Raw genomic sequence first — 15,970 nt, forward strand, 5'->3', positions numbered from 1 at the left:
ACTTATAATCCCGGGCTTGCGCTGGCTGACGCAGAAGGGGACGGCCGGAAAACAGAGGCGACGGCCTCAACCGCCTTTTTCACCAGCTCACGGGCCTTCTCTGAGAGCTCTTCGACCATGCTGGTCCCGGCTTCCTTTCCCGGCACCCCCTTGGCGAGTTCGCCAATCTTGCTGTCCAGGCCGTTGAAGCGCTGCTCGACCTGAGCCTCTGTTCCTCGCTGCACCCCAATATCGGCAGCTTTCTCACGATGAGCGCCGTAGGCCGCGACCGCCTCACCCGCTTCCTTCAACTGCGCTGCGAACGCCTGGTTGGTGCTCCGCTCGGTTTGAAATCGCGATTGCAGGCCTTCATGCCGACCTCCCGGCCGCATTTCGCTCAACACACCATCCATGCCGTTTGGCTCTGATTTCGCGGCCTCAGCGATCTCCCGCATGACCGAAGACGCCGGAGTATTCTGCACGGCTTCCAGAGCACTTTGCGCCTTCAGGCCCAGGGCCTCGGTCTGATCCAGATGGTTGGCGTCGGCCTGCTGCCCATGGGCAGCATTCATCGTCTGCGCCTTGGCCATCCAGTTAGACCCGGGCGTGACGGCCTGCTGCACGGCCTCAGGACGAATGGCCTGTGCGAGACGGGTAAAGAGACCCGGGCCGCGCACCTGATAAACGACCTTCTCATCGGCTTCCTGTTCAGGGGGTTTCGCCTCCTCCTTCGCCGGTCCAGGTCTATTCTGCGCTTTAGCTCCGGTATCAGCTTTGCTCGATGCCTCTGGTGCTGCCTTCTTGTTCTCGGTTGCGCCAGCGTTTGCCGGTCGCTCAGGGCGGTGGGCCTGTGGCTGGTCTGCTCCCGGCTCCCCGCCTCCAGGAGAGGCGTGCATCCGTGGATCGGCCTTTTCTTCCGAAGAGGGACGAGTTGAGGTGTCACCCTCTTGCAGACGTGGATCCTCACTGTCCTCTGGCTCAGGGGCGTCCGGAATATCATCGAAAGGTGGTGGCTCAGGACTTCCATCAAACTCGGAGGCCGGTTCCACAGGTCTGACGTCTGCCTGTTCGTCCTGTGTAACGGTCTGCGCGTCAGGGTCGTGTGTCGAGAACCGTGCGGCAGTGGCAACCCGCTCGGACAGGGATTGAAGAACCTCGTCAATCTCCGGATTACCCTGCTGATCGGCCCCCATGGAGGCGACGCGCTCCGACACAGAGCGCACCGTGTCCACCAGTCGCTGATCCATCAGATCGGCGGTCTGCCCCATAAAGCCCTTGAGGGTCTCGGACGTCAGGCCGGGCACGCTCATGGCACGCTGTGTCATCTCTTCGCGCAGCCCATTTTCCTGCGGCAGAACCGGTCCGACCAGACGCTCGGCGTCCTGAAGCACATAGGCGACGTTGGTCCGAAACCGCTCATTGGCCGCAAGGTCCGGATCCTGATGCTTCTGGGCAAGCAGGGTGATCTGCCCGGCCAGTTGGGGCGCATCCTTCTCAAGTTGGGGCCGCACACGCTCCAGGCTCTGGAAGACGTCCGCGAGGGCAGGGATCTGCGTATCATTCTGGGCCATGTCAGCCTCCGGGATTGACGTTTGGTGATGGGATGGGGGCAAGTCTCTTGGCCTCGCTTTCCTCCTCGTGCTGCGCCACCTGTGTTGCGGCGAGCGAAGACTGGAAAAGCCCGAGACGGTAAGTCTGCAAGGCGAGGTAGTTGGCCTGAGCCTGCTCGATCGCCAGCTCACGCATGACCGTTGCGGGTGGCATCTGCTGAAGGTTCTTGTTCCAGGTCACGCCTGAGACACGGCGATTGACCTCAAGGCTCATCGACGTCAGCCACGAGGCCTGATCCGAGACAGTCATGCCCTCGGCCTGCATCTCGGTTTTCTGCACATCGGTCAGGTTGATCGACGGGATCTCCAGCGAGGTGATGAAATTCATCACGTAGCGCGAGAGCGACATGCGGGCGTTGTAGGCGCGACGACGCAACGCAGCCTCGCGTCCGGACGTGGACGTAAGCTGCTCGCCGCGCAGTGCGGCAGGGGCTACAGGCTGGATAAGTGTGGTGCTGTAGTCGTTGGCAGCGTCCACACCGCCGTCAGCCGACAGGGTGTCCTGCCCGAACAGGGAAATGGCCCTTTGGTCCGCATTGGGCAGACGGGAAAGAGCCGAGCACAGACCGGCTGTGACGTCTTCCTGCGAGCAATAGCGCCGCCCATGCAGCGCCATGCTCGATGCCACACCCTGGCCTTTGCCATAGTAAGACGGCGTTCCAGCGTCGGCCTCTCCGCGACTGTCCGTAATCGTCGCAATCGCGCGGGTTGCCGTTCTGGCTGACTGAGACGCGCCCTGGGTGGCCTGCGACCCGTCGATCCCTGTGCAGAACTCCGGGTTCATCATGTGCTCGTCGCGGATCGTGGTATCCTGCTGGCGGCGAGCGAACTCCGCCATCGCTGTATTGGACGCATCCGCGATGCGCTGTTGAGCAGCGACACCGGCCTTTTCGTAGTTACTGAGCTGTGTGAAGCCCTTGTTCAGCATGGAACTGACGGAGTTCGGGTTCGTCAGGCTATCCATTGAATTGTTCAACTGAGACGTCAGCGTCTTGGTCATCGACGACAGCGCGGAGCCCGTGAACTTCTGCAACGCGCTGATGGCCGCGACGACCGCCGCTTCACCGATGAACGCATTCGCAGGCTTCGGCATCGCGACAAGAACTGTCGTGCAGAGGAGCATCGTTGCGATTGTTGGATTGAGGCGGATCTTCATCAGAATACCCCGTCCAGAGAGGTGCTGGTGTAGCCGGTCGGCAGACGTGGCTCCCCCCGGACATACCCGTTTGAATCGCCATTCCCGAGGCTCCCGGCCGCAAGCTGCGGACCACTGCCGCCAAAATTCAGGGAGGGGCACATGAGGCCGTTTCCGCCTGACAGGCCGAGACCGACATTCACACCGTTCAGGCTTAACCCGCATTGCTGGGCTGCTCCGACGGTATTGTCCCATTCGGTCTGGGCGGCCGAGCAGATTTCTCCTTCGACCTGCCCGACAACGTCATTAATCAGCGCTGCCGGGTTCGCAATGTTCGTCAGGAGATTGAGGCCCGTTCCATTGAAAAACTTGTCCAGGCAGGAGAGGCCACTGACACTTTCAGGCTGCTTCTCATAAGCATTGTTAGCCTTGATGCGCCCGTTTACGGCGTCCGCTGCGGCCTGCGTGAGGGTTGCGCAGGCCTGGCTACCCTGTGTTGCGGCAGATGCGCTCAGAGGGACCGAAAGAGTAGCGGCCACGAAAAGAAAGGATGCCCGTTTCATGCGGCCGCCCTTTCTGCTTCTGGATCGAGAAGGTCGCGCAGAAGCGCGAGACGATCTTCAGAAAAGACGCGCGCGGACAGCTCTGCCCTTTTCTGACTGTCTGTCCATGCGACCAGTTCAGCACGGCTGGAGACCGCAGATGCTACAAGATCCTCTCCGCCGCTGACGGTCGAGACCACTTCGGAAACAAAGGTCCGTCGCTCCTCGCTCGGTAAAGACACAAGGAGGTCGGCCAGAGAGGCGATGATCGCCCCGTCCGTGCCGGAAGTGTGTCCATTCCGGACACGGAAATGCTCAAGCAGATTGTGCCGTGCAAGAGCAAGGTTAGGGGCCAGAGAACTCTGCGGGGTGTCCCTGTGCGGTGTTGGATCGTCTGGTGACATGCCTCTCTCCTGGGTAAGTCCCAGGAGAAAAGCAGCTCGATCTGCGACTAACGCTTATTTCTTCAAAATAGTGACGTGCGCGCGCCCGACCTCGATACGCTCGCCAAGCGGGCTGACTGTGGTGGCCAGAACCTTGTTCCATTCCCGACCGCCCTGCCAGTCCACGGCCTCACCTGGATCAACGCCCGCACCGTAAGTGACACGGACACCTGATGGAACGATCTGCCTCACGGCGAACGACAATGGCACCTGATGACCATAGCCAGTCGTCATGCGGAAGTGATGAACCACTTTCGGCGGCTCGGCCTGCACGGATGGCTCTGCGGGAGGTGCCAGAGAGACTGGTCCCGAAGGGGCTGGCGAAGGAAGGGGCGGGGGCGCATGACTGATCTCGAAGGCCGCTTCAGTCAGCATTGCTTTGGGCATTGCTGGAGCTGGCTGCACATGGGCGGGAGGCAACATTACAAACACTCGGTTTCTCCTGAAATAACTTAATATTCTAAATCGCAGATCGACATGCGACTGAGGAGAGATGTTAAATTCGAACTCAGTTGTCAGGGGCGCTCTCGTAGGTATTTTGCAGTATCCGGACCCGAAGTCCGGTGCGTAAGCCTGCCGAGAGAGAGAACTAGCCATGAACAAGAAAACAGAGACGCAGGCAAATGATGCTTCTGTTGAAGGATATCTGACTGAGTTAGGCGATAGAGTACGCGAAGTTCGGGAGAAACGGGAACTGAATGTGGTACGAGTCTGCTTTATGAGTGGGCTGTCAGTAAATACAGTTCAGAACATGGAGAAAGGTAAGGCGCCCGCCTACAACTCTCTATGGAAACTAATTCAAGGTCTTGAAGAAGTTCCTGAAAACGTATTACCTCCCGACAGACATGAAATATTACCGTTGGAAGGCCAAGCCTCTGATGAGGAGCTACAGGTCTGCCTTTCGCTCAGTAAGATATTCGAAAAGAACAGAGCTTCATTGCTTGAAATCCTTTCAGAAGTGGAGAGGATAAAGACAGACCAAACTCTTAATGAGGGCAAAAAAGTCCCGCCCGACAAGAGACAGCCAGTTCTCGTAGAGCTTGGCGAACGAATACGCGACATTCGCCTGGCCAGAGGCTTGAGCGGTGCTGACTTGGCTGCTGCCAGCGGACTTCATGCGCCCGCAATCCATCTTATTGAGATAGGAATGCGAAACCCCAATCTCGATACCCTCTTGAAGATTGCGGCAGCCCTACGTGTACCGACAGCGTTGCTATTCGCAGGCTTTCCGAAGGTAGACGCCACTTTTGCTCTCTTTCGTGTTCGGGGCCTTTACAGCGGAATCCTATCCACATCCGAACAGGCAAGGATATTGTTCGATAAACTGGACGTTCTGCAGCGCGTCACGAAAGACGTTATGAACTGAAGAGACGATAAGATTATCGTTTGGTGCGGTTTTTTCTTGCATTACAGGTCTCATCGCTAGATAAGCGTATCGTTCGTAACGATAACGGTGCGTCTAGCGATGTCTGTAGCTCTCCATCCGTCATTTGCCCTGTCCACCCAGGCCTATCTGGCTTCGGGGATGCAGCTTCCGAGTAAGGACCAAGACACCTCTCCTTCGTCTGGACTCTCGCCGTTCGGCCCAGCCTTGCAAGCACGATCCCTTTTGAAAAAGATGATCGTTCATGGTGTGAATGTTGCGCACATCGCGGCCGCACTTTTCATAAGCCGCCTGGAGATCGAAGCCATTGCGCGAGAGGAAGGACTTCCTCTCAAGCGCACCGCGCTGAGGAACAGCCCTCGCGCGTGGTCCCTTCTCGACATCAGCCGCCTCAGCCGCGCATGGGCCGAGGGCGAAGACCTTCCCGCCATAGCAAAGCGCCTCGACCGCACAGTCATGGCCGTTCGCAAGAAGCGCGCCGCCCTCGGCTTGCCCGCACGAGAGCGCTATGCCGAGGTGGTCTGGACGGACGCCGACGTTGCCACTCTTCTGGCCCACCGTGAGCGTCGCATCGGGCTCCAGCGCATTGCCAAACAGATGGGCCGCAGTGTCCGCAGCCTGCAACGCAAGCTCATCAGTCTCCAGCCTCCTGCTGAGTCTGTGGCCATTCCCGCTGATCCATCCGTTGTTCTAACCTGGGAGCAGGCCTCCCGCCTGACACCAGAAGAGCGTCGGGGCCGCAGATGGCAGGTCCGGAACTCACCAACCGGGCTGGTTATCGGCTTCAGCCGGAATGCCTGCACCACACGCTGGTCCGTCGAAATGCAGCACGAGCTGGCCATGCGGCATTTTGCTCACCAGTCCCCTGATGCTGTTGCCGAGGACTTCCTGCTGACAGATCGCACCATCGTCAGCCAGTCCGGCTGGCTCCATCTGCCGCGGCGCTCCAAGAAAGACATGCGCAAGGCGTTCGATCCCAACCTGTATGAGGTCTATCTGAAGAAGATGGATTACGTGCGCCGCGAATGCCTCGGCAAGGCCGGGTTCTATTTCTGGACTACCCGCCGTAACGGCCGCCGTATCAGCCGTTTGCACCAGCAGACCGCCGTCATGCGCTCGGGCGATTAATCCGCAAATTTCTCCATTTTTTCAGCTTCAGTCGCAGATCAACGGGTCACGGTGACGATGACACAGTCATCATGAGGTTTGAAATGCCATCCGCAGCCCCGCTGTCGTTCCACGGAGATACCGCGCCATGAGCCGCTCCTCGGGATCCCTGAGCCGACGCCTGACCGATCCTGATTTTCAGGGAAAGATCGTTGAGCGTTCCTTGCAGACGTCCATCGCCCTCGCGGCTGTCGTGGTCGTTCTGGCCGTTCTTCTGGCCCGCGCGTGGTCGTATCATCCGCTCCCGAAGTATTTCTTCGTGGACGGGATCAACGCCCCTCGCCCGGCTATCGCGCTGAACAGTCCGATCCTCAGTCAGGAAGATTTCCTGTCGTGGGTCATCAAGTGGTCGCTCAAGCCCTACAACATCAATTACCGGGATTATCCGTCGCAGCTTAACGCAGCCGGATCGCATTTCACCATCAATGGCTGGAATACGTTCGCGCAGTCCTTCGTCCAGGACGGCAATCTGGCGAAAATGAAAGAGGCCAAGCTGCTCTGCTACGCGCAGCCGACGCGTGCCGCCACCATTCGCCAGCAAAGCATGGTCAACGGTCATCACCATTACGTCGTGCAGTTCCCGTTCGTTCAGACCTGCGAGAACGTCAATGTGGAAAGCTCCCAGACCCTGATTGCAACCGTGCATGTCGAGCGTGTCGATGACGCTGATCACCCTGACGGCATTGCCATCACCCAGCTTGTGGCCAGCCCGCAGTGAGGATCCGTGCCATGAAAACCCGTTCCTTTTCGTTAGCCCTTCTTGGCCTCATGGGCTTCATGCCCTTCACCGCGCTGGCACAGTCGGCAGCCCCTGGTCCGGAGACCGCACCAGCGTCTCCCCCTCTCTCTGCCGAACAACAGGATCAGCAGGCCGCCGAAGATGAGGCCATACCCCTGACGCCGGAGATGATCCGTCGTCTCGGCAACCGTCTCAAAGAGAACCAGAAGGCGCGTGAGGATGTCGCTACGGAAGTCGCGGCTCCGACAAGCCGCCCGGCCATTCGCGTGTCTTTCGCACCCGGTCAGCAGACATCGCTGATTTTCACGACCAAGGGCTATCCCACGGCCGTCTCGTTCGTGGACCGCTCCGGAGCACCCTGGCCGATTGCGTGGAACACGACCAGCACATCCGCCAATCCGGATGGTCTGAAGAACTGCTCGTCTGACGGGGGCAAAGGGGGTTCCCCTGCCGTGCAGACCACGGGTTTTTACACCTGCGTTCCTTATTCTGGCAGCAACACCATCAACATCGAGCCCCTGTCGCTGTCTCCGCGTGGTGGCCTGCTCGTCACGCTCAAAGGCGCCATCAAGCCGATCTCGTTCCTGCTTTTGGCCGGTCGGGGTACCTATGACGACAACCTGACAGTGCGCGTGAACGAAGACGGCCCTAACGCCAAACAGGAAATGGGTCCGGAAGCCGCCCCTGGCACGGCAGAGCCCTTCATGAACGCCATGCTCTCGGGGATCGCTCCGGCCTCTGCCGTGCCCCAGAGCGTCGAAGGTCTCTCCCCTGATGACGTGCGGGCGTGGAGGATGGGGAATGAACTCTACATCCGCACGCGGCTAGCGCTCATGACGCCTGCCTGGGACAGTTCTGAGCGTGGTGAAGACGGTTACACCCTCTACGCCTTCCGCCAGACCCCCTACATTCTCCTGTCGGATTCCGGTCGGACCGTGTCCGCGTCTCTCAAGGACATGACGCCATGATCCCGAAACTGCCCAAGTTCAAATCCGTCCTGTCGAGCGCAACGCGCGGAGGAAACCGTCGCCTGGTCCTGCTCGGGGCCTCGGCCGTTTCGGTTGTCGCTCTGGTTCTTGTCGTCTCGCACCATGAGACCAAGCAGATGCCCAAATCAGACCCGGGCCAGATCGCAGAGATGAATGCTTTGCCCGGGGGGACAAACACCAACCCTGAGCAGGACCGGCTGCGGCATTTGCAGAACACTGAGACCGCGCAGAAGTCCGAGGGCGAAGGCCAGTCCTACACGCCGGATCTGGCACCGGCCGTTGCGCGCGCGGACAAGGGCGAAAAAAAGGATGCGGTCCTGTCCTATGACGGCGCACATGGTCAGCCGCAGGAAGTCGGGTACAACGCGCCGATTACCCCTCCTGCACCGCCGCCAACGCCGCCGCATATCGAAAATGCACCGCAGGCACCGCTTGTGCAGACCGATCCGGCCTATTCCTCTTCTGGCAATGGCGAAACCTCCCAGGCCGAGCAGCAGGAGCGTGAAAAGCGCCGCGCCCGCTATGTCGCCGAGATCGAGCGGATCGAAGGAGGCCTTCAGGCCCGGCCCCCTGTCTCGGATCTTCAGGAAGCCGTGTTTAAGCCAGAGCAGGACGGCCAGCCTCAGGCCGAGAAGACAATGGCCACGCGTGGGGCAACGGGCGCATCCGCAGCGGCCACGGCCTCACACGATACGGCAGCTCCGCCAGCGCTGATTCCTGCCGGTCGCGGGATCTATGCCCATACCGTCACCGCGACGGACAGCGACCTGTCCGGTCAGATCGTGCTTGAGGCCGATAGCGGTCCCATCGCTGGCGACCGCATGATTGCGACAGTCGCAAGGGCACCCGGAAACGAACAGCTCCTGGTCGTGCAGGTCAACAAGATCATTCATCAGGGCCGCAATCTCGCAACAAACGGCGTAGTGATGGCACCCGACACCATGAAGCAGGGTGTCGCCTCCAGCGTCGATCCTCTGATTTTCCAGCGGTTCGTCATGCCAGCAGCGGCTGCATTCGTGCAGGGCCTCGGTCAGGCCATCGAAACCACGTCCAATGTCACGGGCAGCTACAGCGCCCTTGGCGGCATGAACTATATCCAGCGCCTGAACATGGGCCAGCAGCTCGGCGTCGCCGCAGGAAGTGCCGCCTCGGCCGTTAACAGTGCCCTGACACAGGATACGCCAACCCGCTCGCGGATCATTCTGGCCGCCAATGTGAATGTCGGCGTCATGTTCATGGATCCCGTTGTCGATAAGCCCTGAATTTCCGCACTCAGTCGCAGATCGTTCCCCGATCCTTCTGGCAGTCTCAGCCAGAAGGATCTTTTTTATGAGTTCCACAGTTCATCACCTGAACACCGAAACCACTCCGCGTCGGATGGAGCCCGCGTCGGCTGCACCCCCGCCGCCTTCTCAGCACGACAGCGTGGCGGACGATCTGGATGGTCACGAAGCCGACCCAACGGCCCACGCTGACAGTCACACGGTCGAACCGGCATCATCCCGCTCCTCTTCTTTTCTCACGCCCCTGATCTCGCGCTACGAGGCGCTGACACCGCGCCAGAAGCTCTACGGCGGTTCGGGTCTCGGGATCTGCGGCGTCCTTCTCGTGGGGATTCTGGCGGCCAGTGGGCACCATCACCACCCTGTCTCTACGCCTGGTCAGGAAGTGGGCATGGATCAGACGGCAGCGCCCGTTGCTCAGGCCCCCGAACCGCCTCCGGTGGCGGCCCCTCCTGCAACCGCCGATCTTGCGGAAATGCAGACCCTCGGCCACCCGAAAGCTGCGTCGAACCCGTCCGCGCCTGCTGCGTCGCCGAAAGCGCCTCCTGCGGCCGCCGTTGCCACGCCGTCAGCCGCAGCGCAGCCTGCACCAGCCCAGACTGACGCCACCCGGACTGAGGCTCCGGCCGTTGCTCCGCCCACACCTCCTGCCGATCCGGTCAAGACAGCCCAGACCCTTCAGGCCGCGCCCATGGCGACGCAGCAGCAGATCGACGTGCTTCAGCTCGTCACCGAAGAGGCCCGCGTCATCGAACGTGAGCGGGGCGAGGTCGAGAGCCTGCGGCAATCTCTGGCAGGGCGCAGTAAAGCTGAAGAAGACCGCCTGAACGATCTGACACGGCGGATTTCCCTGATTGAAGCCAATCACGCCGTCACGGGTGCTGAAAATTCCGGTGCGGATGAGGCCGCACAGGCCCACGCAGCAGCCGAAAAGGCGCGTGCGGCCCTGAGCGCCGCCATGAACAGGCCTGCGGCTGCGGCCCCGACGTCTTCGAACGCTCCACCCGCTCCGGCCGCCGTGGCCGGCCCGGCTCCAAAGCCTGCCTGGATCCATCACTACCGGATCGTTGCGGCCTCACCACAACTCGCCATGATCGAAGACAGCGCGGCCCCAAGCGGACAGGCCCGTCAGTTCGAGGTTGGTGTTGGCACGGTCATTCCCGGCTACGGCGCAGTCCTGACCATCAGCCAGCAGGGCGCCACCTGGGTTCTGCACACGGCTCATGGCGACCTGAACTGAGGAGGCCAGCATGGAAGGCCTTGTCAATCTCGTCCACGAGATCGCCGTCGGCATGGGCTGGCTTCTGCCCACGGCCTGCTACGCGGCGGCCGTGAGCTGTCTGATCTTCAGTCTGGTCGGGATCTATCAGTATTACCACCCGACCATTCAGGCCCTGCAGGACAAGCCGTGGCTGCCCTATCTGTCGCTTGTTCTGTGCGGTGTCTTCGCCTCGTTCAACGTCATCCTCACCAAAAGCACGGCCTCGGCCGGAACCGACGTGCAGGTCACTCTGGGCGACGCGGCGACCAGTTACAGCACGGCGGACAGCCTGATCACCGGCACCGGCCCCAAGGACGCGATCCTCGCGATCGTCACAGACTTTGCCCTGTTCTTTCAGATGTTCGGGGCCTGGACGTGCTTCTTCGCCGTCCTGACCTGGTTTGCCATCCAGAGAGGCCGCTCAAACCGGGAGCGCCTTGGCTGCGGCATCCAGTACGTCTTTGGCGTCATGCTTCTCAATCCCGTCAAAGACGCCACCTGGATCCTCTCTTTCTGGCCCTGAAACGGGCTGACGAAAAAAAACACCCCTCGCCCGCCTCAGTCGCAGATCACGCGGTCAGATTGGTTGGCAGAGGGGATTGTCCCTCACAACGGAGAAACAACTCATGACATCCCAGACAGCCCCGTCTTCTTCCCGCGCGCTCACCAAGATCGGCGCGACCGTCGCGACAGCAACCATGCTACCGATGGTGATGGCTGGCACCGCCCTTGCTGCCGCAGGTGGTACGGCCTCTAGCAACGGTCTTGGCAAGCAGATCCAGAACATGGCGCAGGAAGGTACGGACACAATTGGTGTCGGCTCTGCCGCAGCCCTCTACGCATTGGCCATTGTGGCGCTCGTGACGGGTATCGTGCTGTTCTACAAGTCCCAGAAGGAAGAGACCAAGCGCCCCGGCATGGCGATTGCCGGCGTCGTCTGCTTCGTTCTGGCCGGTGTGGCGGCTACAGGTCCGAAGTGGATCAACAACTCTGCGAACACGGCCTCCAACGGGAATGCTGAAATCAGCAATACCGCCAAGAGCTACCAGTTCCAGTAAGCTGACATGACCTCCGATCCGTTCTTCCTCCAGCCTGGTCTCGACCAGGAGATCCGGCCCGGGAAAGACGGGTCGGATGGCTCGTTCACCTGCTCCTGCTGCGGTTTGCCGTCGCCCGGGGCAGGTCTTCCCTGGACTGGTCCCTCCTCGGGGGCCGGTCTCAGGGTCTGCCAGGTGTGCAATCTCCTGCAGGACACATCGCGTGCGGCCATCGACGCCGAGGCCATGCTGGTCTGGTGGCCGGAAATCTCCCAGTCGCGCCTGATGTTTCTTGTTCGCACGGCCCACCAGACGCTCCGCCTGATGGCCAGACAACAGGGTCAGTCTGACCGCCAGTTCTGGGACACCGTCCTGAAGGCTATCCCGGACCCTCTGCTCGGCACGCAGTTTTCCCCCTCTTTCCGGACGCCCATGACGCTCCTGCGTCTGCTGGAATCCAGACGTGCGGAAGCCGAGCATCGACTGCAATCCGGCTCCATCCGTCAGATCACAACGGCCATGCGCCTGTGTGGCAGCGCCGATGAGGCCGTCCAACGCAATCTCGCTCTCCTCCGCGCAGGCCTGCGCATTCTGCCAACCGGCAGGCTGCTTGACGCTGGCGCTGACGTTTACCCGACCTTCCTCGACAAGGCCCTTGCCCTCACCCCATCCTGACGCGGAGTTTCCAATGTCTGGCTTTTTGACCGAGTTGCTTGCCAGCGCGAGCCTCTTTCTTCGTCAGCCCCTCGAATCCTTTTGCGATGTCGAGACCAATCATACGGACGCCGTCCATCAGGACCGGCTCGTGACACTCCGGGGCGAGTATGTCTCTGTTCTGCGCGTGAATGGTCTGCGCACCATGTGCTCGCGTGCAGACGTGGAGGCCGTCGCCGAACAGCAGCGCATCGAACTTCAGGGCCTGCTCGAAGGCACCGGTCATGTGATCGAAGGCTGGTATATCTCCGACCCGGATCAGGCCCGCGTCGCCGTGGATCTGCTGGCGCTCAATGGATGCGAGCAGATTTCGCGCATGATGAACGCTGACTTCCACGACATCATCAATGAGCGCCGCCTGCGGTGGCCTCAGGTGATGCGGTGGGAGGATGCCTGCTACATCCTGTGGACCCGACCGGCCGTTCTGACCCGCGAAGAAAAGAAGCAGGTGGCGGCCGAGAGAAAAGAGCAGGTCAAGGCGTGGCCAAAAGCGGGGAGCGGTCAGCGCTTTACCCTGCGCTCCGAACTCATGGCAGGCCGACATGATGCGTTTGTGGCGCGCGTGCAGGACAGCATGTCCAATCTCGGCATCTCCACAACGCTGCTCCGGGCCGATGAATCCATCACGCTGGCGCGTGAAACGCTCTACCGAGAGACGGCCGGAAGCGGCTGGAAGCCCACGCTGGTGGGCGACCCTGTCATGCCGCGTCTTCCGGATGACGAAAAACAGAGCAAAAAGACCGAAAACCTGCTCTGGCCGTCCCTGCGCGATCAGATTTTCAACGCGGATGCCGAAAATCAGGGCGGCCAGCTCGTGACGGTCGGTGACTACACCTATGCGCCCGTGGACATGCTTCTCGGCCCCGAGGATCCGCGCCCGTTCTCGGAACTGCTCAACACTCTGGGCCGCAAGCGTCTGCCCTGGCGCAGTTCCATGATCCTCGAAGGCGGTGGCAAGGCTGCGTTCGCCATCAAGGAAACAGGGGCCACCATGCTCGGCATGTTTCCGGGGAACAAAGACATCACACGGGCTTTTCAGGCCATCAAGCGGATGCGCGAGACGGAAAACCATAATTCCGTCCGGATGCGGATGACCGCCAGCACCTGGGCACCGGTCGGCGAAGACAAGCTGCTGCGTCGCCGTGCGGCCGATTTATCTCAGGGCCTCGAAAGCTGGGGCGGCTGCAAGACCACCCGTGTTCCGGGCGACCCGCTTGAGGCCGCCATGGGGTCGGTGCCGGTGCTTTCTCTGGGTTCCACGGCCACCCCGGCTCTTGCGCCTCTGGGGGATGCCATGGGCATGATGCCGTGGATGCGAAGCGCCTCCCCCTTCCCTCAAGGGTCCATCCTCTTTCGTAAGCCCGATGGCGGGATCTGGCCGTTCGATCCGACTGGCGGCGGTGTACGTGAGCATATCGCGGATATCATCGTCGCCCCTCCAGGCAGCGGCAAGACCGTGCTCGGAAACACCATTCTCCTTGGCCTGCTCCTGAGTTCTGCGGCCATGGGCAATAATGGCGTCAAGCTGCCGCTGCTGGCGAAGCTGGACATCGGCCATGCGTCTCTCGGCTTTATCGAAATGGTCCGCAACGCGCTCGGGCCGGATCGTGCCCATGAGGCCATCTTCGTGGAAATGCAGATGGCGCCCGGCTTTGAGGTCAATATCTTCGACCTTCAGGTGGGCCTGGAATATCCGCTGCCGCTTGAAGAAGTCGCCATCGACAACTTTGTGTCCCTGCTGGCCACGCCCCTTGATGGTCAGCCTTTCGAAGGGATGGACCAGCTCGTCGGCGACGTGATTGCGGAGGCCTATCGTCAGTGCACGGGTGTTGCAGGCGGCAATCCGAAGCACTACCGCGAGGGTATCGAGCCTCTGGTGGATGAGGCTATCCACCGCCTCGGCCTCCAGCTCCCGCACCACGCTGCGGCCGAAGGCGATCTCGAAAGTGCGGATCCGACCTGGTGGCGTGACGTTGTGACGGCCCTGATCGCTGCGGGCGAGCATCGTCTGGCGGGGATTGCCCAACGTCATGCCGTTCCGGTTCTTCAGGATCTGATTGCAGCGGCCCGCGCGCCGGAAATCTTCAATCGCTATTCCAAAATCGTCCTGCCCACGCACGAGACGCTCATTGATGCGTTCGAGCGCTACATCATGGCGGCCATCAAGAAGTATCCGACGCTCTCCGAGCCGACCCAGCTTGATCTGGGCGACGCCCGGATCATCGTGCTGGATCTGGCCCGTGTCGCGCCACAGGGGTCAGAGAGTGCAAACCGGCAGACGGCCCTGATGTATATGCTCGGCCGCTACCTGATCGGCCGGAACTTCTTCCTGCACCCGGAATATGCGGATCTGCCGATCATGCCCGAGAATGTGCGGGAGTATCATCGCAGCCGCTTCACCGAGAAGAAGGAGACGATCAAGCGTCTCGATTTTGAGGAGTGGCATCGTCCCAAGGAGGCCCCGCAGGTCGATAAGCAGGCGATCCGGGACGTTCGTGAGGGCCGTAAGCACAATGTGCAGCTTTCGTTCATCAGTCAGCGCAGCGGTGATTTCAGCGCCGATCTCGTGGGTCAGTCCACGGCCCGCTGGATCCTGAAATGCGGAGACGAGCGCGAGGCCAACGAGATGATCGAAAACTTCAAGCTCACACCTGCCAGCGCCTATGTGGTGCGCAACCGCCTGCCCGGTCCAGGCCGCAACGGTGCGCCCTTCTTCGTGGTGATGAACGCAGCCGAAGGCAAATATGAGCAGCTTCTGGTCAACGTGCTTGGCCCCATTGAACTCTGGGCCTTCTCCAGCACGCCGAACGACACCGCTCTGCGGTCGCGTCTCTTTGCCCGGATGCCCTCAAGCCGCGCTTTGCGGTGCCTTGCCATTGTGTTTCCAGGCGGAAGTGCGGAAAAGGAGCTGGCACGCCGCAAGGCTCTGGCGATGAAAAGCTCGTTTCTTCAGGATGAGCAGGCACAGCAGGGCGTCATGGACGCTCTGGTGGATGAGATTCTGTCGGGTCAGGGCATTGCCGGGGGCTTGTACGAGCGCCTGGAAGCTATGGACGAGCAGCAGCGGGCCGCTGCGTAAGACACACGGTTTACGAAAGAGGGGGATAAGGCCCCCTCTTTTTACAATCGGTCTTTAGCAGTTTCGTAAACGGCACTTTTGTCGCGCTTGCCAACCGCGATCAAAAGAACCGTGATCTCCTGATCGTGGACCTGATACACCCCACGGATGCCATCATCACGCAGTTTGATTTTATAACAATTCGGTAAACCGCGAAGCTTGTTCTTTGGAACATGCGGGTTATGCAGGATCTTGCGGAGTTTTTTTACGAACCGCTCTGCAACGCTGTAATCCAGCGCGTACAGTTCATCCCTTACGACTTCCGGGATGTCCAGAGAGTAGATCGTCAAGGTTCACGTTCCTCATAATTTCCCCCGGGTTCTTCAGGCGTTTCTTGACCAGATCAAGAAGAACGGCGTCATCATCGCTCACGACTTCCTTGCGGATCGGCAGACGGTTGTTTCTGACGACATATTCAAGAACGTCCCGAAACAGGTCAGCAGGCGTCGTTCCGAGTTCCTTGACCTTCCTGAAAGACTCTTCTTTGAAATCGGCTTCAAGCCGCATTCCAAAATGGGCTGTGTTTGCAGTGATTTGGGGCATCGTGTCGGGATCTCTCTTTACTCTGC

General features: G+C 60.5%; 17 protein-coding genes. 10 read left to right on the top strand and 7 right to left on the bottom strand.

The features are described from left to right. Positions 1-2: 2 nt before the first annotated feature. Genes GAL01_RS10965 through GAL01_RS16020 form a run of 5 tightly spaced genes read right to left on the bottom strand, consistent with a single transcriptional unit; the run spans position 3 to position 4,141 of the window. On the bottom strand, positions 3-1,550 hold the full coding sequence (locus GAL01_RS10965) for a hypothetical protein (RefSeq protein ID WP_062028281.1): 1,548 nt from the start codon (positions 1,548-1,550) through the stop codon (positions 3-5). 1 nt (position 1,551) lies between these two features. Further along, complete coding sequence (locus GAL01_RS10970) at positions 1,552-2,745, bottom strand: hypothetical protein (RefSeq protein WP_062028283.1); 1,194 nt, start codon at positions 2,743-2,745, stop codon at positions 1,552-1,554. Next, complete coding sequence (locus GAL01_RS10975) at positions 2,745-3,287, bottom strand: hypothetical protein (RefSeq protein ID WP_062028285.1); 543 nt, start codon at positions 3,285-3,287, stop codon at positions 2,745-2,747. The genes GAL01_RS10970 and GAL01_RS10975 overlap by 1 nt, the downstream gene beginning before the upstream one ends. Further along, positions 3,284-3,670, bottom strand: a complete 387-nt coding sequence (locus GAL01_RS10980; RefSeq protein WP_061501009.1) for a hypothetical protein — start codon at positions 3,668-3,670, stop codon at positions 3,284-3,286. The genes GAL01_RS10975 and GAL01_RS10980 overlap by 4 nt, the downstream gene beginning before the upstream one ends. Positions 3,671-3,724: 54 nt before the next feature. After that, a complete protein-coding gene (locus GAL01_RS16020; RefSeq protein ID WP_145995626.1) occupies positions 3,725-4,141 on the bottom strand; it encodes a hypothetical protein in 417 nt (138 codons plus the stop codon). A 163-nt stretch (positions 4,142-4,304) separates the two neighbouring features. Between GAL01_RS16020 and GAL01_RS10990 the strand changes: the two genes are divergently transcribed. The 10 genes from GAL01_RS10990 (at position 4,305) to GAL01_RS11035 (ending at position 15,362) form a co-directional block, all read left to right on the top strand. Then, complete coding sequence (locus GAL01_RS10990) at positions 4,305-5,075, top strand: helix-turn-helix domain-containing protein (protein WP_062028295.1); 771 nt, start codon at positions 4,305-4,307, stop codon at positions 5,073-5,075. Positions 5,076-5,174: 99 nt separating this feature from the next. Continuing rightward, entirely contained in the window at positions 5,175-6,221 is a 1,047-nt protein-coding gene (locus GAL01_RS10995; RefSeq protein WP_255308584.1) for a hypothetical protein, read from the top strand. 127 nt (positions 6,222-6,348) lie between these two features. Then, positions 6,349-6,978: a DotI/IcmL/TraM family protein gene (locus GAL01_RS11000; protein ID WP_062028298.1), complete on the top strand. Its 630-nt coding sequence runs from the start codon at positions 6,349-6,351 to the stop codon at positions 6,976-6,978. Positions 6,979-6,989: 11 nt separating this feature from the next. Next, complete coding sequence (locus GAL01_RS11005; protein ID WP_062028301.1) at positions 6,990-7,967, top strand: DotH/IcmK family type IV secretion protein; 978 nt, start codon at positions 6,990-6,992, stop codon at positions 7,965-7,967. Then, positions 7,964-9,250 (top strand): DotG/IcmE/VirB10 family protein, encoded by a 1,287-nt coding sequence (locus GAL01_RS11010; protein ID WP_062028304.1) that lies wholly within the window; start codon positions 7,964-7,966, stop codon positions 9,248-9,250. The genes GAL01_RS11005 and GAL01_RS11010 overlap by 4 nt, the downstream gene beginning before the upstream one ends. 67 nt (positions 9,251-9,317) lie before the next feature. Next, positions 9,318-10,511, top strand: a complete 1,194-nt coding sequence (locus GAL01_RS11015; RefSeq protein ID WP_062028319.1) for a hypothetical protein — start codon at positions 9,318-9,320, stop codon at positions 10,509-10,511. Between the two features lie 10 nt (positions 10,512-10,521). Further along, positions 10,522-11,055, top strand: a complete 534-nt coding sequence (locus tag GAL01_RS11020; protein ID WP_062028327.1) for a hypothetical protein — start codon at positions 10,522-10,524, stop codon at positions 11,053-11,055. Positions 11,056-11,158: 103 nt separating this feature from the next. Then, positions 11,159-11,590 (top strand): hypothetical protein, encoded by a 432-nt coding sequence (locus tag GAL01_RS11025; protein ID WP_062028329.1) that lies wholly within the window; start codon positions 11,159-11,161, stop codon positions 11,588-11,590. Positions 11,591-11,764: 174 nt separating this feature from the next. Beyond that, positions 11,765-12,244 carry a hypothetical protein gene (locus GAL01_RS11030; RefSeq protein WP_231865245.1) on the top strand — a complete coding sequence of 160 codons (480 nt, stop codon included), beginning with the start codon at positions 11,765-11,767 and terminating at the stop codon, positions 12,242-12,244. Positions 12,245-12,257: 13 nt separating this feature from the next. Continuing rightward, complete coding sequence (locus GAL01_RS11035; RefSeq protein ID WP_062028333.1) at positions 12,258-15,362, top strand: secretion protein; 3,105 nt, start codon at positions 12,258-12,260, stop codon at positions 15,360-15,362. A 41-nt stretch (positions 15,363-15,403) separates the two neighbouring features. On the opposite strand, the gene GAL01_RS11040 is transcribed toward GAL01_RS11035, so the two are convergent. Then, positions 15,404-15,691, bottom strand: a complete 288-nt coding sequence (locus GAL01_RS11040; RefSeq protein WP_015074959.1) for a type II toxin-antitoxin system RelE family toxin — start codon at positions 15,689-15,691, stop codon at positions 15,404-15,406. After that, positions 15,648-15,944, bottom strand: coding sequence for a type II toxin-antitoxin system RelB/DinJ family antitoxin (locus GAL01_RS11045; protein WP_062028335.1), 297 nt, complete (start codon positions 15,942-15,944; stop codon positions 15,648-15,650). The genes GAL01_RS11040 and GAL01_RS11045 overlap by 44 nt, the downstream gene beginning before the upstream one ends. Positions 15,945-15,970: the final 26 nt, after the last annotated feature.

The organism is Gluconobacter albidus (assembly GCF_002723915.1).
GTDB lineage: Bacteria > Pseudomonadota > Alphaproteobacteria > Acetobacterales > Acetobacteraceae > Gluconobacter > Gluconobacter albidus.